The sequence below is a fragment of the Bradyrhizobium guangdongense genome, from assembly GCF_006483445.1.
In the GTDB taxonomy this organism is placed as follows: domain Bacteria; phylum Pseudomonadota; class Alphaproteobacteria; order Rhizobiales; family Xanthobacteraceae; genus Bradyrhizobium; species Bradyrhizobium guangdongense_A.
Genome location: NZ_PPPT01000009.1, coordinates 38,880 through 58,905, shown reverse-complemented (window position 1 = coordinate 58,905; position 20,026 = coordinate 38,880). Strand labels below are relative to the sequence as shown.

The following is a 20,026-nucleotide window of genomic DNA, read 5'->3' as shown; positions in this document are numbered from 1 at the left end:
ATCCACGTCTGAGCGCGGAAGTCTATGTCTTCCCAAAGCCAGCCGATGCGGCGGCCCTGGCCGAACCCGCCGCGTCGCAAGTACGCGAACGGCGCTGCCGCATCGCGATGACATGGGTGGAAAGATTATCGGTGAACGGCGAGTTCGATAAGGGCGCAATTGCGATCAGTCAGTTGCGGTCTCGGATTTTTCGTAGCGAACGTATCTTGATTCCGCGCGAGATCATTCTTGCGATCGCAGTGTATAAATGCGTTGAGATATTCGTCGGCAGACATGATGTCTGGCTTGGGAAGCTCTGGGACGAACCGGTACCATTTTAGTTATCTCTCGTGCTGCGGGAGGGTTTTAACTGAAGCCCACGGCCGCGATGTCGGCGCAGAGATGCGGGAGGCTTCCTTGTCGATGCCAATCGAGGCCGAGGGCGAATGGGGGAACTGCTTCTCATCTCCAAATTCTAGGTAAGGCCGTCACAAAAAGTCCCCGTGCGGAAGAAGCTCGTCATCCCGCTTGCGGTCACATTATCACCGAGAACAGTTGTTAGTTCGTCACCTCGGACAGGTCAGCGATTGCGTGGACGGAACGTAAAGCGGGCCGCTTCGGCGAAAGCCTGAGCGAAGCGCTCGCTGCCGGTCTTGCGGTCCACAAAGATTTCATCCTCTATTTGAAGCGCATTCGCGGAAATATCCGGGCCGGTGTTAGTCACGCGCGTCTCCGACGGGTCGCGGCCGGCGGCGGCCACGTAGACGGCGCGCAATGCGGTGAGGACGGCGGCTCGCATGCCTTCATCGTTGAGGCGCTCACGTAACCGGATCTGGGCATCATCTAGACTTTCCTTGACGAGTTCTTGGTTAGGAAGGAGACAAGCCACGAGCGGATGGAGGCCATCGGTCGGCAGGTTCTGTCCAGCTATTTCGGCGACCAGCGCCGCGGTTTCCGTTGTGAGCCCGACCTCGCAGGCGAGAGCAAAAAGCAAATACGGATAGAGCGGTGTCTTGCCGGCGCCGCCCGCCTCCAAATCCGCAATGCCCGTGGGCCCACGCATCACGCGGATTAGGCGGTAGGTATTGACAAGGCGCTTCAGCCCGCGCGGTGACTTCCCTGCGAGCGGCGCCATGGCCGCCAGCGCTCGCCGCTCGAATTTTGACATCGTGGCTCGTCGTTGCGCCGCGGTTTGAAATAGCGTGGGATCGGGCGCCACGTCGATCGGCACCATCTTGTCATGGCCCTGCTGCCCGCCTTTGTCACCGGCGGCTTGCCCCGCAGAGTCTGTGGGCTCTTCCTCCGGTCTATCGATGCCGCTAACGAATGTCTCGACCATTCCGGGATTGCTGATGGACTGCATCCAGATCGGCAGCTGAAAAATCTTTTCAAGGTAGTCGGCGACAGTTGCGCCAGCGAGCTGTACCGGTTGGTCGGCATCACCCGGTTGCCCGGGCACCGCAAGCTGGCCGCTGTAGACCTTGCCGACAGCGCGATGCAGCCAGCGGGCATCGACGGCAACGACTACGACGAAAAGGTCAAAGGCAAGGAGAAGGTGGATTGCCTGCAGGACCTGCACAACGTGCTGCTCGGAGCAGCGGTCAAGATCGTCGATATAGACGATGATGCGTCGCACCTCGGGAACGTGGGTGAGATCGGCTACTTTGTCTGCTGCGGGCTTGGAGTTGCCTTCGGCGGGTTTGACCTCCGCCGGCGCTGCCGCACGCTTCTCGTGCATGATCTGCTCGAGGGTTTCGAAGCACCGCCTGACCGTCGCGAGAAGCCCAAGCTTCTTGCGCACCTCGGCAAGCTCCGGCGAATAGGTAATGAAGTAGCGCAGCAGACCTTCGCGAGACCGACCCTCGGCCGCGAGGCTGTAAGAGGCCGCGAACTCCGTCGCCTTCTTCTGCTCGGCGATCATGGCGTCGAGCTTCTCGCGTTCCTTCTTGACCAACTCTGATGCTTCGCGCCGCTCCTTGTTTAGCTCGGCAGCTCGCTTCTCCTTGCGGGCGAGGAATTCGGCGGCGAGCGAGAGGATCGGCGTCGCCGTGCGGATCGCGATCGCAGCCGTGCCGATCAGCGTTCCGAGCACGGCAACGGATGGAAAGGCACTAACGATGTAGGTCCAAATCTCCGGGAAACGTCCCCAGCCGAGATACCAGATGGCTCCGCCGACTCCGATCGTAAGAACGGCGAGGGCTGCAGTGAGCCCATAGATGATGCCCCGGCTGAGACTGCGGCGCAGCAGCACGAAGAGTAGCCCGGCGCGGCTCGGCAGATCGAACAACCCCGACAGGAGCGACGCAAGCTTTTCCGGATCGCGCTCGCCGGTCGGTACACCGCACGCCTGCAATAACTCGTCGAGACGCTTCTTGTGGGCTTCGGCCTTTTCGGCTTCGCGCCTCTTGTTCGGGTCCCTTTTGTCTTTATCGCTGAGTTCCTTCGGGGTTGCTTTTGTGATGAGTTCTTTGGCCATCTCGCCCGCCACGGTCGCTGCCACTGGCTCGTGCTCGAGGCCTGCGAGCTTTGTCTCGGCCGCCTGTATAGCCTCACGCTGAAGTTCGATAGCGCCCTCTACCAGCGGCGAAGCTTCGGCGTCCCTGCGCAGTCGCTTGGCAATCTCTGTGATCAGGCCGGTCCTAAGCTTACCGTCCGGTGCGCGGCCGTCGATGGCATCGGCAAGCTGATCGAACAGCTCTGCTGTAAGGGAAGCCCAGAGGTTTTCGGCATCGGCATGACTCCAAGCGTCGAAGTTAATCTGCACCACCTTCGGCGCCGCCGGCACATTCGGTTCCGGCGACGTGCGCGCGGCAATTTGATCCTTTAGTAGGCGGATAAGCGTACTCTTTCCCGACCCCCAAGGACCGAACACTCCGACCGCGACCGGCGGCTTGAGGTCATCGAGCAGTAACAGATCGGCAAGCGCCGCCGCATCGCTCCCGGTGTTGAGCAAGTCGGCCTCAGTCCGATCATTCGCAAACGCATGGGTTTCGCCAGCGGCTTGGGAGGGCAGGCTTACCTGCCGCATCTCGTCTAAGATCGGGCCCCAGGATTCGAGCTTGTCGCCCAAGTCTACGTAATTCTTAATTTCGTCCTGAATAATCCGCGTCAATGTATCGCGCCAACTGATAAAGTTCAGTCCAGCGGCATCGCTGGCCACACGCCCTATCTCTTCAAGGACGAGTCCGGCGAGGAAGTGCCGCACGCCGCCTTCAAGGTACGAGACATTTGTCTTTTCGCGCAGCAAGGACATACGAAGGAGAATGGCTACGAGTTCCGGACCAACGATCACGTTGCTCGCACTCGCATCAATTGTCGTTTCGGACGGGAAATCGAACTGCCCAAGCTGAGTGGGCGTTGCACTGGAATATTCGCGCACTATCCGCGGCAGGAATACGCTCGGCCTGCTCGTCATACCTTGCCCAATCTGCCGGTGCAGCAGCGCATCGAATACCTGACGTGGCCGCAAAATCCGATCGTGGTCGAGCCGGGTCGCAGCAATCCGAAGCAGCCGTCCAAGGTTTGCCGAAACATAGGGCACGGCGCTTCCAGGCCAGGTGAACGCGAGAATGTCCTGTAGAGCAGCGCCACGGTCTCGTGCCGGCGCCAGCGGATCCGCCAGAGGAGCGATACCGTTCTGACCGATCGTGCTGGTCTCCTGCAGCGTGTCTGGTTCTTCACCAGCAGCATGCTGCTCTCTGCTACCCGCTTGTTCGTCGAAATCGGATTCGCTCTCGTTCTTCGCCTTTCCTGTGCGTCGATCGACCCTCCGGCGCAATTCTGAGAGTTGACTTTCCAATTCGATCTGCCGCGACGTCTTTGACCATCCAGGCCCCTCGGACGGCGACGCGCTTGATGAGACGGATGTCACATGCGGCTTATTTCGGGCAGCCTCGAGCGCTGCGATCTCCCGTTCAAGGTCCGCCATCTGGTCATGGAGGTTACTTGCGAGTTCTTGCATTGCATCGCCCTCGTGCCGGCATTCAAGGTCGAGGCAGGTGAAACCGTGCCCCGGCGACACGTCAACGGTCGGCTGCATGTAATTTAATTCACAATCGTGACCTGTGCTACGCCCCAGCGTCGCGAAGAGCCGGTCAATTGCGCAACGGAGCGAAGGGCCGCGGCAGCACAACACCCGCCGCCCCGCGATCATCGAGGCGTTCAGAAACTCAGGCGGAAAGCCTGAATGTGCGGAAAATGAGTCTGCAAATGGTGCGTGATCGGCCTCGCAAAGAATCTGCTTCCGGGCGATTAGCAGACTGCGGATTGAGTTCAGGACCTATCGCTTGTTAGCCCCAACCGAAGTCTCGCGGTTTGAGGGAGATGCGGGTCCCTCCGAGTACGCCACCCCCTACGGCACAAACGCGCCCCAGAAAATCACCAGCCGCAGAGGGCGGAAGCTGGGTTGACAAGGTTGACACGTTGACAGTCGACAACAAGTGATCACTAAGACAATTCATTATCGCGACCCTCCTTAAGTTCGGCACACTATTGCGCTACATTGATTGGGATGGTCCAACGGAAGAGAAAGTGCGCATCTAGCAATATCAGCGCTGCGCCCAAGAAAGTAGCCAGCCCGACGACAGCGTCGTGAGCCATAGGATGACGATTAGCGTCAGCCATGCGAATGGTACGACGAAAGCGAGAAGTGGTTCAGGCGCCTTGGCGACTACTGCCTTACCGCTATTGCGAGCCGAGGCGTAACTTGTCTGTACCGGCTTCGTTTTCAGCCATTGGGCCAGCGCGCTGACACCAAGGTTGATGAGCAGTGCTGCAACTAGGGCATGCGCAGCGCTGGCTACGATCTCGTACTGGTCTCCCTTCAAGTCAAGGCTCCGCAATAGCAGACTGATTGAATCGATCGCATGGTTCTCGGTCTGGCCGGACTGGAGCTTCTCAGCAAGCAGAAACGACAGCGACAACAGGATTACCGTGACTGAAAACGCTGACACAATCGATGTCATCATCACTCGGTGCGTCAAGGACTGCAGCGGCGATTTGTCATACCCGTAGCTCACGAACGTTCGAGTCAGAACAAACAGTCCGAAGACGGCCAAGAGAGCGGCGACGGCGGCGAGAAAGAAGTATTCTGGATATTCTCCGAGTAGCTTGCCGTATCCGCCGGGGTGCACGCGCATCAGATGCAGCAGGAACGGCAGCGACAGCCAGATCAGCGCGGCTAGTCCACGTTCGATGCGGCGGTCACCTAGCATCGCGCGGCCAGGAAAGCGCGCGAGCAGCAGGCTGGACGGCTCGGCCTCCGCCTCGATCGCCTCGCTGGCAAGCACAGCTGCGGACATAGTGCTGTTCGGCATCGATAGCTCCCGTTTAACGGTCCGAAGAGGTCTTCCAGGTGACGGTCCGTACCATGGGCGTGCGATCGCCATTCTTGCTCACGCGCCACAACCTGATCATGGTCCGATAGGGTTGCCAAGTCCTGAACGACAAGGAATCCTGGGTCGGGACGCTGAAGCCGAAGCAAGCCGGCGCCGCACCGTCCCCTGCCGAAACGATAGCGAATTCAGTCGTATAGGAGCCGCGTGTCTCCGCATCCTTCTTCTGGCGCCGCCTCTCGGCGTCAGCGCCGAACACGGTCCGCAGCACCTCCATGTCGTCGGGCAACCTCTCGAAACCGTAAGTCTTCCAGCGCTGTCCGCCAGTGACGGCATCGCTGTTGCTTCCGACGCAGTCGGCGCCGCCATCCTTCAGGTCGAGGTGCAGACGATCGCTTATGTTCGTTCCCAGCGGGTTGCGCGAAATGTCATCGGCATGATTCTGGGCATATTCGCGCATGCTGACCCTGCGACTGTTGAGCCAACGACCACCACCAAACTGCAGTAGCGCCTTGCCGCCTGAGCACTCGGTTGCGATCCCGGGCCGCCAGAGTTTGACCGTGTTGGCCTCGATCCGGCTCCCGATGTCCACCCGGGGCTCCTCGATGGTTTCGGTGCGCACGCTCCAGACTTCTTCCCGGCCCGCCAGTACCTTTCCGCCGATCATGAACAAGCGCGCTTCGGGGTGATATGTCAGGGCTGCGCCGTTGACGCGATAATAGCGCCGACCGTCCCCGAGTCGGCCGGCTTCGCCCGGCGTGGCCGCAATGTGGGCCGGGTAGAGCAGGAACAACCCGCGCGTAGCGCTGAGCCCGGTGCAGACCGTCTGGTCGTCGTTCCAGCTGGGGACCTGTGCGGCCGCCGGAGCAAGAGCCCCGAGCCACGTGGCAAAAATCATCGGTATCCGCAATAGACGAGCAAAATTCATATCGAACGGCTCCTGACCTCGGTCAATCGCAAGGTGCACGAACTCATATTCGCGCCTGAAAGTTTAGAAGGATAGTGCTCAGCATTCATTGACGTTCCCGGTTTCCCGCCTTCTTCTGCTTCGCCGCACGCTGTTTCGCCGCCTTCTCGACCGCAGCGATGAAACCGCCGACGCTGCCATCGGTGGCGGTCGGCGCGATCGTGTCGATGACGTGCTCGCCGAGCGCGCGGTAAGCCTCAAACTGGGTCTCCCCGAAGAACTGGTCCGTCGTCGGTTCGTGCGGAAATTTCTCGTGCAACAGCGCATAGCTGCGCACCGACAGGGGTGCGCGATCGTCGCGGCTCGGCTTGATATAGAGTAGCTTGCCAGTGGTGCGCTCCGGCCGGTGATAGGTGATGGTGGCCACGGCGCAGGTCGAGGTGGTGTCGGTCAGCGTGGCGGCGATGTTGAACGACTCGAAGCGAACCGTGACGCCAAGGTCGATCTCTGCCCGTCGCAGCGCGTTGCCGAGATCCTCGAACGTCATCTTGCTATCCTCGCCGCCGTCGCTGACGACGATCAGCCGACAGCGCCGGCGCAACATTTCGTAGATACCGAGATTGTCGAAGTGGCCGCCGTCCGACAGGTAGACGTAACGCCGATCTGCAGTGGTGATCCCGAGCGCTTCAGAGATCAGCGGGATCACCGACACCAGCGGCCCCGGATTGCGGTGGCTCTTGTCGCCCATCGGTCCTGGATTTCCATACCACGCGCCGAGACGGACGTTGAAGAGCGTCATCAGGATGCTGTAGGCGGGCGACGAACTGTAGCCCATATTCGGGCTGACGGCGGCGCCGGAAACCGTCATCGCGCTGCCGAGCGTGATGCCGCCACCATAGTCTCCGGCGTTACGAAAATAGCCGGTCGGCAAGGCCCCCGAGTGCCCCGTCGATGGTAGGTCACCGGTGCCGACCGCGAGAGGCGTTGCCGTGAACGACACCGCCTTCCGTTCCTGCCAGGCGAGTTGCGAGCTGCCGACGACGTTCAGCGCCATGTTGACCACAAGCATGGGCGGGCGCTGACCCGGCGTTGTCTCCGGCGCCGGCTCCATCTGCCCCGTCCCGGGCCAGATCGTTGCAAGGCCGAGATCGTCGTTGCGGTCGAAGTCGGTCAGTTCGTTGGCCTGTCGCGGATCATGCGAGGCGCCGAGGAATGTCCGGATCAGGCGATTGCGATAGACCCCGTGCATCGAGAAGCGATTAATGTCGACAATGTACGACGTCGCAAAGGCAATCGTTGCAGCTAGGCCGGTTACGATCCAGGTCAAGCCGGTGTCGGTGTGAGCGGGAACGAGCGCCTTGCCGTCGTGGATGTCCCAGTCGAGCGCGACCGACGTCAGCACAAACAGGCTGACCGTGAACACCGTAGTCGCTAAGGCCATCACCAGGTCGCGCGGCAGCTCTATCCACGACTTGACGTTCTCCTTGATCGTCGCCGTCGTCGATTTCGCCCAACCGAGCAGCGCGGTAGTTGCGCCGGCAAGGCTGCCCACGCCAGCGAGGCCTGCCAGTTGCAACCTCGTTGGGTGCTCCACAAAGTCGAAGACGATCAGCGATCCGAGCAGCACGAGGCCAAATAGCAGGAGCCAAGCCGTTGCCGCCAGCAGATGATGACCGGCCGCGCGCGCCAGCCACTCGCGTTCGCCGTCGCTCCAGTCTGTCATATGGGTCAACGCCACATAGATGACTTCGCCGAGGAAGAGGGTGAGCATGACGACCGGAGGTCCTGCGACGATGAAAATGTGCCGCGGCGTAAGCGGCGACGGTAGGTCGTGCAGCCGGTCGCCGCCGAAAATGGCAAGTCCGATTAGGGCCGCACCCACCGCCCAGCTCAGCACGATGGCACTGGTGACGATCGCGAGCCGCCGCGGCCCGATCGGGGGCGCATCGCCAGCCTGGCGCGCGAAGCTCGAAAAATACAGCGCGATCAGGCAGGCAAGCAGCCCGGTGACGGCGCTGATGCCGGCGAGATAGGGGACGATGCTGAGGGGGACAGGAGAGTTCGCAGGCGCGTTCGGGATGTTCGGCGGAAGAACGAAACCGATGGCTGCGACGGTGATCAACGTCGCGCCGATCAGCATCGGAATGATCTCGAAAGCGTAGAAGTTGAACAGGCCCGACTCGGCCATGTCGCCGTGCGGACCCGGCCGCTGCCCGACTGAATCGACGAACGACATGCCCATGAAGGCGACCGCAATGATGGCGATGGTAGGATGCCATTCCGGTGGAGCATTCCATGCGCCGACCGCGATCAGCTTCACCGCTGCGACGACCAGCATAACCACCGGCAGCAGCACCATCCAGTTGAGCAGCAGATTGCGGACATAGATCACGCCCATCGTCAACCGGTCGGCCGAGAATAGCCCGGTGCGCGGCGTCAGGTAGTTACTGTAGTTGCGCAGGTGCCGCAGCGGCGAATTCGTCCGCATCGGTTCGTCGCCGCTGAGCTGGCCCTGCACGTCGTCGAATCCATGGCGCTGGATCCAGGCAGCGAGGAAACCGCCAACATAGCCGCCGCCGGACACAGTCGACAGGTAGTCGAACTTTTCCAGAATTTGCCGCTTCGCCAGGCCCTGCGTGATGCCGAGCGCGAAGGCAGCGCTGCGGACCCCGCCACCCGAAAGGCACAGCGCCGCAAGCGGCGTAGCGAGATCCTCGACCTGCCTGTGATAGCGATCAATTTTTACCGCGGCGTCGGCCGGGTAATGCGGCGCCGGAACGATGACACCGGAACGGCGATAGCGCACATACTCCAGCTCCTCGAGCAACACGTCTCCGGTGTCCTTGATATTCCCGCTCATGTTGTCCGGCCCCGTGGTGCTCAGTTGGCCGCCGCTGGAGGCATCGGCGGCAGCGGTAGGCGCTGCAGGGCGACCTCAGCGGTGCCGCGGTTATTGGCGTAGTAGCAGCCGTAGGGCCCGAGCAGCGGCACGATTTGGATCGCGTCGTTTACGTAGAGGAACAGCTCGCCCGACTCCGGCGCAATAAAATCGGTAACGAGCTCGCGCGCGAGGTTCTGCTCGTTCCACTCCTGCATCGCGTCGTCCATTTTCGACGCATCAATCTTGTCCGTCGGGATCAGCCGGCAGTCCTTGTTGCTGTTCTTCGCGACCATGTCGGGGGTGGGGGCGTAGGCAAACCTGGACGGCAGCTCCTGCGTCAGCGCCGGCGCGGCCTTGCGCGGCAGTTCATCGGCCGGTCGCTTGTTATTGGCAACCAACGGCCATTCGGAGGTGCCCCACTTGCCGACACGGGCAATCGGTTGGAACCAGTCCGCGTGATACCAGCGGCGGCTAGCGAGGCCCCAGCCGTGGGAGGTGAAAAGCGGCGTCGTGAAGCCGTTCGTGCCCGACATGGTCGTGCGGTCGAACCATGGCTCCACGACTTTCATCGATAGGCGGTACTGGCGGCCTTTCTCGATCCAAAGCCCGCTACCCCAGCACATCGCGCTCGTTTCGAACAGTTTGCCGGCTCGCTTCGGCGTTTCGTCGACTACGAATTCACCCGCGGTCGCGCACATCGGGGTGTTGCGTCCGGCGTACCAGTCGAACAATGAGCGGTTGCCAGCGATGAATACGGAGCCGAAAAGAGCGGTAAGCAGCACCCCCGGAAAGACCCAGGTCGATACGAGCATCGCCAGCCCGTTCGCGAGACGGCAGTTGCGCATCTCGCGCGCGAAGCTGCGTCGGCCGGCATGCTCCCGCACTGCCTCGCGCGTTTCGCGCTCTTTGCCCGCGACAATGCGCTCCGGGTGATACCAAGCAAGTCGCGCGCGCTCGCGGATCCTGTCACGCAGCGACGTCGACCATCGATAGGCAAAAAAGATGAAGGTGGCGAGCAAGAGCGTAAGCAACGGATAGGTGCGTGCCGTCTCGAGCCACGCGGCGGCTGCCGAAGGCAGGAAAGCCTGCAACAGATCGAAGGGCACCGCGAGAACGCGAACGGACCGATCGTTGCCCTCCTCGAGCTGTCCAAAGACCCCTCCAAGTCCCGCCAGAACGGCGAGGCCGCGCAGTACGGCCACAAGTTTCGGCGCGAGAACCGGCCAGGCCAGGGCCACCGCGGCGAGCGCGAGCAGCCAGAAATAGGAAACGCGCCGCCACCACACCGTATCGAGAGTCCGTTCGACGATCGTCTCGCTGGGCGGCGGCAACTGGTCGATCGCGGCCTCGCCGGCCGCAGCATTGTCGCGCCGCGCTTGCGCCGCATTGGCAGCCGGCTGCCAGCGGACCCGCGCGCGCTTCTCCGGTGGCAAGATCAATTCCGCCGTTGCGCCGGTCGGTCCGGGGAGCCAGACCAGCGACTTCGCCGGCAGCGTCACCGGCGCATAGTTGTCGCAGCCCTTGAGCATGCGCTGCACGACGCTGTGATGCAGCACCGGCGGCCCACCATCCTTCAAGTCGCTTGCGATACCGCGCGGGCTGTAGCGATAGAACACAGCCGCGCCCGCGCGCGAGTCGTGCACCGGACCGATCGCCGACTGATAGGCGCGGAAATAATCGATGCGCCCGTCCTGAAAGCGCAGCTGACCCTCGACCTGGCTTGCCATCCACGTCATCGGCACATACGACAAATTGCCGTCCGGGTAGCCGCCGCCGACGTCGGAATGCACGCCGGCGAACCAAACCTCCTTGATGCGCTCCTGCTCTGCTGGGCTGATGGACTCCTTGCCGTCCTGGTCCTTGATAACCTCGCGCTCGAACCGCAGTGGATGAAAGGTCTCGCGCTCGTCGTCGAGCGACAGCGCGTGCCGAACCCGCTTGACCTTCGGGCTCGGTTTGCCATTACGGAACGAGATTGGCCAGATCACATAGTCGATCGCGACGCGCAGCTCCTCGATCGGCACGCCAAACGCCTCGACCGTGTCGAACAGGCCGAGAAACTCGATGTGAACATTATCGCGCCGGCTCTCGGAATTGGCGCCGCCGTCGGTGAGCTTGTCGTCCTGCTCCTTCCGTTTGTCGAGCACATCGCTGTAACGCTGGTGACCGAGCAGCTGGCCGCCGGTCTCCTGCCATATCCACAGCAACACGTCGCGGACGACCCGGGCGAGAGTGACCGTCGGCCAAACGTTGCGCCATGTCACGCTGGCGCTGCGATAGGCGCGCCAGGCGGCCTTCGTGTTACGCGCCATGTCGGCATGCGAGACGCTCTTGCCGTCTATCACAGCCGGCATCAGCCCCTGCGCGGCGATCATGCCAGCGAGCGTGCGCGCGGTGAAGGCGCCGCGACTGAAACCGAATATGTAGATGTGGTCACCCGGCTGCCAATTCCAGGAGAGAAAGCGGTAGAGAGTGCGCACGTTCGACGGCACGCCAACGCCCGTTACGCCGTCGAATAGGGTGAACGGTTTCCAACCGGCGGTGCCGACGCCCTTGATGTAGTACGCGACCTGGTCCGTCTTGGTGCGATCGAGCGCGTCATAGAGGCGCCAGACGTTCGATTCTTGAGTGCTGAATGCGTTGCCGGTGCCGTCGGCGAAGATCACGAACTTCCGCCCTAGCGGCAGCACCGGCGACCCGGCTGCGATGTCCGTCATCAAGCCCCCACTCCGTCACCCACGGCGCCAACGCGAAAAACAGCTAGGCGCCCCTCAACCTCGACCGCGCTGGGGATAGTGTAACTGAAAATTTTTACTCGCGTAAGATGTGCTGTAGGCTGGGCGAATGCGACACTCCATAACGCCCTCGCCGGTTAGGTCCAGGTGCCGCGACACTCCGTCGTTGATCGACCCGGATCGTTGCCCGGAATGCCCTGCTTCACGAGCACCTTCCGATATTTCCTAGGTCAGTGTCGCGGAAGGTCAACCGAACTTTGGAGGACGAGAAGGGCGAGACCGCATCGACACTCGCCACAAACGTAGCTTGTGGCCCGTTGCTCATTGACGAAGTCAATGGCCATGACGGTTTGGGCCCGCGCCGGTTCGAATAGAGATTGCTTTTGTACACGCCTTGGTAGAACCTGATGGGATTAGGATGTTTGAGCGCGGCCCACTCGGTCGGTGGACGGCACCAAAATGACGGGGCTAGTACTGCCGAAAGCAGAGTAGCACGTAAACTCAATAGATCCTTCGATTGGCGGCTTCATAACGATTCCAGATGTTCTCGATTGCTTGGTAGACGAATTGAATGAGAGATTGCCGCTCGCGGCTCAGGTAACAGCCGATGTCCAATGCATTCCCACCTCACCCTGTTGCGAGCGGAGCAAGACAAGCCTCCGGACCGACGCCCCTATCTGCCGAGGCAGCAACTCAAAGCCGGAGCTTTGCGGCCAACCTTCCCAAGGGCGGCGGGGCTATTCGTAGCATTGATGAAAAGGCCAGCGTGGATGCCTATCGCGGAACCGCACGGCTTTCGGTGCCTCTTGGCATCGATGCAGTACGCGGGGGTGTCGTCCCAGAGCTCTCGCTGAACTACGAATCCGGCTCGGGCAATGGTCCGTTTGGCATCGGCTGGAACGTTGCAGCCCCCGCAATTTCCCGAAGGACGGACAAGGGAATTCCGCGTTACGAGGACGAGATCGACTCCGACCGCTTCATGGCTGCAGGTTCGGACGAGCTTGTTCGCCTAGTCGATGGCGCAGGTGCGGCGGTCTTGCGGTATTACTCCCTCGACGGTGAACTCATTTCGTCACCTCCTGCATCCGAATATTACGAGGTGCGTCCCTACCTACCGCGCGTGGACAACACACGCAGCCGCATCGAGTGGTGGCGCAGGATCGTGCCCGGTGAGAACGGCAGGCGATCGTGCCCGCATAGCTTCTGGCGGATCATCAGCCGGTCGAACGTCACCAGCCTGTATGGCTTTTCAGCAGCCTCGCAGCTTCGTGCCCCTGGCGCCGCCGACGATACGCAAAAAATATTTCAGTGGCAGCTGGAGCGCTCTTTCGATGATCGCGGCAACGCAGTTCTCTACGGATACGCAGCCGACGACGACGGACGTGTCAGTCCGCCCTTTGCATCGCCGCGCTACCTCGTCTCCGTTAAATACGGAAACGCTACGCCCTACAATCGTCACGGTTGGTTGACGGCGGCGTTTCCTGCCGTTTCGCAGCATAGTGCCTGGTTGTTCGAACTGAAGTTCGACTATGGCGATGCGATCGGCGATCCCTCGAAGAGCATCGCCGATATCCTCACGCTCGTGGAACGGCCGGTCGACAAGGACCGCTGCGTCCTGCCGGCGGCAGGCCGTTTCCGGCAGGACAGCTTTACGTCCTATCGAAGCGGATTTGCCATCCGGACTCGCCGGCTGTGCCGGCGAATTCTCTCATATCACCATCTGTCAGACGCCTATGAGGGGCTCACTCGCTCGCTTGAGCTGACCTACGAAGAGAATCCTTACCTCAGCAAGCTCGCGGCGGTCACCCAGGTGGCCTGGGACGGGGTTACTGGCAAGGCATTTCCACCCCTGCAGTTTGCCTATGCCGGCGTGCCGGACCTTGCTAAGGCGCGCGTTGAGAGGCTCGCGCCCGACGCCCTGCCGGCATTACGCGCTGCGCTGGACAGACCCCACTATTCCTGGATCGATCTCGACGCCGAGGGAGCCCCGGGCGCCCTGTTCCGGTCGCCCGACGGCACCTGGCTATACGCGCGCAACAGCGGCGGTGGGCGGTTCAGCGCGCCGCAGCCGGTCGGCTATCCAGCCCCGCTATCGGGCGCAACGACGTCACGAAGTAGCGGCTCGGTTGCGCTGCTCGACCTCGGCGGTGACGGCCAACTCGAGGCCGTTGAGTTCGGTCGGCCTGCCGCCGGTTTTCGCGAACGCACGGCCGACTACAAGTGGGATCAATTCGTCCCCTTCGCCCACAGTCCGGCGCTCGATCCCGACGATCCGAACGTGCGCCTCTTCGACCTGGACGGCGACGGACTTTCCGACCTCGTGTGGTCTGAACAAGGAGCTTATGTCTGGCAGCGTTCGCTCGGCGAAAACGGCTTCGCTCCCCCGGAGCGTTTGAGCTGGGCGAGCGAGGAAAAGAACGGGCCGCGCCTGTTGTTCGCCGATCGAAAAAACACAGTGTATCTGGCAGACATGTCAGGCGATGGCCTGACAGACCTCGTTCGGATCCGCAACGGCGAAATCTGCTACTGGCCGAACCTCGGCGCAGGACGCTTTGGAGCGCGCACCCCCCTCACCATTCGCGAAGCGGACGGGAGCGAAACCAGCGAGCACGTCGTATTCGACCGGTCGGAACTGTTCAGCGCCAGCCGCATCCGGCTGGTCGACGTCGATGGCTCCGGCTCGACCGATCTTATCTACCTTGGCGCCGACGGACTGCGCTGCTGGCGCAACCAGTCGGGCAATGGCTTCAGCCGCGCCGTCACGATCCCGTTTCCGCCGGTCGACGACCCCGGCGCGGTATCGGTCGTGGATTTGCTTGCCAACGGCACCTCCTGCCTGGTGTTCGCGCCGGGCAGTCCCGACCCGTCGGCACCGCTTCGCTATCTGCATTTCGTCGGAGGCCAGTCGTCCGATCCCGGCGTTTCCGCCGATACGCGCGGATCGCAAAAACCGCATCTGCTCGTTCGCTACACCAACAACCTCGGCGGCGAAACGCACTTCCGCTATACGACGTCGGCACAGTTCTGCATCGAGGACCGAGACAATAGCAGACCGTGGATCACCAACCTCGGCTTCCCCGTGCAGGTCATCGAACGCGTCGAATATCATGATCTCGTCACCGGCAAGATCCTGACCAACAGCTATCGCTACAGGCACGGTCACTACGACGGACAGGAACGCGAGTTCTGCGGCTTCGCGCATGTCGAACAGCGAGATGCGGTGCGATACGAAGCCACGGCCGATCGCGCGCCATCACCCAAGTTCGGCGCAAACGCCGCCTTCGAGCTTCCTCCGACTGTCACCCGCACGTGGTTTCACACCGGGGCAACGTTAAAGGACGAGACACTGAACGAACGGCTGGCGATGGAATATTTCGACGCCGATCCCGAGGCGCTTCTGCTGCCCGACACCGCCGTGCCTGAACTGAATGAGGCCGAGACGCGCGACGCGATCCTGGCACTGCGCGGTTCGGTGCTGCGGCAGGAACTCTACTCCGGCGAAGAGGACGGAGGGGTGCTGCCCGGCGCGTGGCCCTACACCGTTTCGGAACGCAGCTATTCCGTTCGTCGCTGCCAGCCGACGGCCGGCAATCGCCATGCCGTCTTCCAGGTCAATCCAGCGCAGCAGATCGACTACAGCTACGAGCAGCGGCCGGATGATCCGCGCGTCCAGCACCTGTTCACGCTGGAAACGGACGAGTGGGGCAACGTGTTGCAGTCCGCGCACGCCGCCTACGGACGACGGGCGGCGGGCCTGATTCGGGATCTTGCTTTCCTCAACGACGAAGCACGGAAGATCCAGAGCCGCACGTCCCTCACCTACTCACGCAAACGCTACACGAACGGCGTCGCCGACCCGCTCGCCAACCCGCTCGATCATCAGGCGGCACTGCCCGCCGAAAGCATCGACTGGGAGATCACGGGCGTTCCTCCCACGGGTCCGAAGGGCTTCTATCGGCCGGTCGACGCAAGCGCACTGGATACGACGGTCGCAATTGTCGATTTCCCCTACCAGTCCGTTGAAGACGGCAGCGCGACGCGCCGGCGGATCGAGCACAACCGCTTGCACTACTGGAACGCAGCGCAAGACAAGGCCTTGCCGCTCGGCAGCCTCGCGCTGCCGGCTCTCGCCCATCAGAGTTTCAAGCTCGCATCTACGCCAGAGATGATTCAGAGACTGGCCGACGAGGCCCGGGAGCCCGTCGGTGCCGATCGCCTGCTCAGTGCGGGCTACCAGCGGCGCCGCGACGTGGTGTCCTCGTCCCTTTTTCCGGCCGCAGCCTGGCCGGATGACGCTGATAGTGAAAGCTGGTGGGCGCCCTCGCCGTTTCAGCAATACGACCCCAAGGCATTTTTCGTTCCCGTTACGCATTTCGACGCGTTCTACAAAAAGACCATCCAGGAATTCGGCATCGGCGTCCTGATGCCGGAACGCATCGTCGATCCCGTCGGAAACGAGACCCAGATCAGGAACGACTACCGCCTGCTTCGACCCCGGCAGATCACCGATCCCAACGGCTTGGTAGCCGAGGTGCGATTCGACCTCCGCGGAATGGTGGCTGCGACAGCCCTGCGCGGTAACCAGCATCGCCCGACCGGCGATAGTCTGGGGGGCATCAGCGTCAATCTCGCGGCGGCTGACATCGCGAAATTCTTCGACACGCCCTTGGCTCTGGCGCAGCCCGGCTCCGGAGTACCTGCCTCGATAGGAAGCGCCACCTCGCGCTTTGTCCATGACATGTTCGCCGCCTGCGATCTGCAGCGGCCGATCGCGGTCACGGCCGGCCAAACGATGTCCCGCATGCAGCCGGTTTGGGCCGCGACAGTCGCGCGGCAGTTTCACATCTCACAAAATAAAGGCGCGACGATCGAGATCGCTTTCGCCTACTCCAACGGCTTTGGCGAAGTCGCCCAGACCAAGCAACTGACCAATGCCGGTCCGCTCGATCCCATCCACGATCCCGCGAACACAAGCGCCGCTCGCTGGATCGGTTCCGGCTGGCAGATCCACGACAACAAGAACCAGATCGTCCGCCAGTACGAGGCTTTCTTCGCGGCGACCCACGGCTTTGAGCCCGGCCGGCTCGAAGGCGCCTCGCACACGACATTCTACGACGCGTTGCAGCGGGTGCGCACGAAGCTGACGCCGCACCGGACGTTCCGAGCCTCGGGCGCCGTGGCGCCGACCGCGCCGGTTGGCCACAGCTACGAGAAGCAGACTCACCATCCCTGGGGTGAAGAGACCTGGGACGCCAACGACACCGTGCTGCTGGATCCGCTCCACGATGCGGATGTTCACGGGTTCTTCCGCAAGCTGCCGGCCGGCGACGTGCTGCCTAGCTGGTATCAGCAACGCGTCGACCGAGATCTGAACCAGGCGTCGTGGCCGGACGACGAGGCGAGGCAACGACACGAACGCGAGTGCGCCTTGCAGACCGCAGTGCACGCGGCCACGCCGTCGCGCATATTCCTCGATCCGCTCGGGCGGCAGTTCCTCTCCGTGGTGCATCATCGCCGCGATGCAGAAGCGCGGGACGAATTCATCTGCACGCGATCAGAATACGACGTCGAGGGCAATTTGCGCGCCGTTATCGACACCATGGAGCGTGCGGTGATGCGCTGGGACTACTCGATGATCGGGTTGCCCTGGCGCTCCCACAGCATGGACAGCGGATGCCGAATACTGCTCACGGCCGTTGACGGCAAAACCGTGGTCGAATGGGACGCGATGCAGCGTCGCATCGTGCATGAATACGACAGCCTGCGACGGCTGCTAAGGGTCACCGTGCGCGAAGCAGGCAGCGAACGCACCCGCGAATCCTACGCCTACGGAGAGAGCGTCGCCGACGGCGCAGCCAACTACCTCAGAGGACGTCTGTATCGACAGAACGACGAGGGGGGATCATCGACGATTGCAAGCTACGACTGGCATGGATCGCCCACCCGAACCGAACGCACAACCGTACTGCCCGGCCAGCCCGCCAGGACCGAGACGCGTCAGGACGAGTTCGACGCGCAATCGCGTCCGGTCGAGTCGGTAAGCGATGGATCGAGGATTGCCCGGAAGTATTCCGTCTCGGGGCAACTGATCGAAGTGACGTCCTCTCCGGGCGGCACGGTTGTCACGGGCATCACCTATCGTGCGTCCGGCCAGCGCCTGTCGCTCCGGCATGGCGGCGCGGGACCGGGCCTGCAATATGTGTTCGATCCGCTCACGGGACGGCTGCACAGCCAGCGCGCCGGCGATTTTCAGAATATCCGTCACGTCTTCGATCCTGTCGGCAACATCACCCACATCTTCGACCGCAGTATCGAGGTCGTGTTCAATGCAGGTCAGCGTGTCGATCCGCTTCGCACGTTCAGCTACGACTCGCTCTATCGGCTTGTCACCGCACGCGGGCGCGAGCATTGCAGTCGCACGTCGGGGACCTGGAACGAGCAGCCGAATGGCTTCCCTTACGACCTTTGCGCCCATGCGCACGACCAGCACGCGTTCCGCAATTACCGCGAAACCTATCAATATGATCCCGTCGGCAACATGGTCCGCCAGCGTCACGTCGCGGGCCCCGGCAGTTGGACACGCAGCTTCAACGTCGAGGTGGTCAACAACCGCCTGCGCAGCGTCACGATCGGCAACACCGAGCTGGAAACCCTCGACTACGACGCCCACGGCAACGTCGTTCGCATGGCTCATCTCACCGATCTACGATGGGACTACCGCGACCGCCTCGTCCTGACCCGGCGCGGCGGCGACGACAGCCGCTTTGCCTATGACGCCGCCGGCGAGCGCGTGGCCAAATCGGAGCCGCGCGGGACGCGGTATTATCTTGGCCAGTTCGAATTCTTCTCGACCGGCTCGGCGAAAAATTCCTCGGTGATCCGCGACGGCAACGGGATTCTGGCGATCGTCGACCATGCCGGCGGCGCCAACGCGCAGGTGCGGTTGCAGATCCCGGACCATCTCGGCTCGTGCTGCATCGAGGTCGACCAAGCCAGCGGCGAACTCCTCGCGCGCGAAGAATACTATCCCTATGGCGGCACCAGTTATCATGCCCCGACATCGGGCGCGGCCGCGCGCCGCTATCGCTTCACGGCAAAGGAGCGCGATGAGTCGACCGGGTTGAGCTATCACGGCGCACGCTACTACGCACCGTGGCTGGGGCGATGGATATCGGCGGATCCAAGTGACGTGGCGGATGGGCCCAACAGATTCGCGTATGCGCACGGAAACCCGCTTAGATTTGCTGATCAGACCGGGTTAACTGCTACGGAAGAGCCAGCCAAGACTTCGTTGATCCCGGGAACAGAGGCAGCCGTATTTGCAACCCAATATTATGCAGACCTTGTTGTTGAAGGAGAGAAAGAGGGAGGCTTCTCGGGCGCTTGGAAGCAGACGAAAGGATGGGCGGGAGGCCTGCTCTCAGTGCTTTGGACGCCAGAATTGGCGCCGACAACGGCTATAACACTGGGAACTGCGGGACTTGGCGCTCTGGCTCAGGCGGGGAAATTGGGAATTGCGAGCGCCCCGGTATTGGCCACTCTAGGGTTAGCTGGAAGCTACGAGACCGGCGTCAGCACGGTAGAAGTAGCGACAGAGAAAAGCTCAGGGAGTCACATTGGCAATTTCCTGACAGGCGACTTTGAGAGTGGACGACCTCTAAGCACGCCGGAAAAAACTATCGCATGGATTAGTGCGGCAACTGGGTGGGCAAGTATGGGTTACAGCTATTATGTTACGGCTCAATCCCAGCCGGGATCGCTTGGGCCGGATTCGCTGCGTTGGTCTCAGACAACGGCAGGAGGAAGAGGTAGAGCCGCTGCATTGCAAGAAACAATGGAGAAGGCCGGGGGATATGTGGGAGGTCCAATTGACGTAGTGTCAACGCCTGAGGGGCCTCTCACGATCGATAACACGCGGCCCGCAGTTGCGCTTAAGTTGGGAATCCCGCAGGTTCCTGCAAATATTCATCAGCTCGGGGCTTCGTTGCCGATAGAGATGATTTTCCCGACAGGTCGATTCGGCCCCTCACTCACTTGGGGAGAAGCGGCTGCGTTCAGAACCGGCGGCCAAGCACCACCGCTTCCTCCTTTTGGTCGCACCCAGCCCCCCAGACTTCCTTTGAAGTGAAACGTCTTTGCAGGATCGCGATTGTAAGATCTAGCTTCTCGGGTAAAAACAATTGCATCAACT

The 20,026-nt window shown here is 61.9% G+C and carries 6 protein-coding genes; 1 reads left to right on the top strand and 5 read right to left on the bottom strand.

Going from position 1 to position 20,026, the window contains the following annotated elements; all coding sequences use genetic code 11:
- Nucleotides 1-559: 559 nt before the first annotated feature.
- From C2U70_RS01575 to C2U70_RS01555, 5 genes are all read right to left on the bottom strand, one after another.
- The gene (locus tag C2U70_RS01575; protein ID WP_186293997.1) at nucleotides 560-4,018 is read right to left on the bottom strand and encodes a P-loop NTPase fold protein; all 3,459 of its coding nucleotides are present in this window, start codon (nucleotides 4,016-4,018) and stop codon (nucleotides 560-562) included.
- 508 nt (nucleotides 4,019-4,526) lie between these two features.
- Nucleotides 4,527-5,294, bottom strand: a complete 768-nt coding sequence (locus C2U70_RS01570; protein WP_140976107.1) for a hypothetical protein — start codon at nucleotides 5,292-5,294, stop codon at nucleotides 4,527-4,529.
- A 13-nt stretch (nucleotides 5,295-5,307) separates the two neighbouring features.
- Nucleotides 5,308-6,240 (bottom strand): hypothetical protein, encoded by a 933-nt coding sequence (locus C2U70_RS01565; protein ID WP_140976106.1) that lies wholly within the window; start codon nucleotides 6,238-6,240, stop codon nucleotides 5,308-5,310.
- Between the two features lie 85 nt (nucleotides 6,241-6,325).
- Nucleotides 6,326-9,079, bottom strand: a complete 2,754-nt coding sequence (locus C2U70_RS01560) for a patatin-like phospholipase family protein (protein WP_140976105.1) — start codon at nucleotides 9,077-9,079, stop codon at nucleotides 6,326-6,328.
- A gap of 20 nt (nucleotides 9,080-9,099) precedes the next feature.
- Nucleotides 9,100-11,817, bottom strand: a complete 2,718-nt coding sequence (locus C2U70_RS01555) for a DUF2235 domain-containing protein (RefSeq protein ID WP_140976104.1) — start codon at nucleotides 11,815-11,817, stop codon at nucleotides 9,100-9,102.
- A 625-nt stretch (nucleotides 11,818-12,442) separates the two neighbouring features.
- On the opposite strand from C2U70_RS01555, the gene C2U70_RS01550 reads away from it, so the two are divergent.
- On the top strand, nucleotides 12,443-19,963 hold the full coding sequence (locus tag C2U70_RS01550; RefSeq protein ID WP_140976103.1) for a SpvB/TcaC N-terminal domain-containing protein: 7,521 nt from the start codon (nucleotides 12,443-12,445) through the stop codon (nucleotides 19,961-19,963).
- The last annotated feature ends 63 nt before the right edge of the window (nucleotides 19,964-20,026 follow it).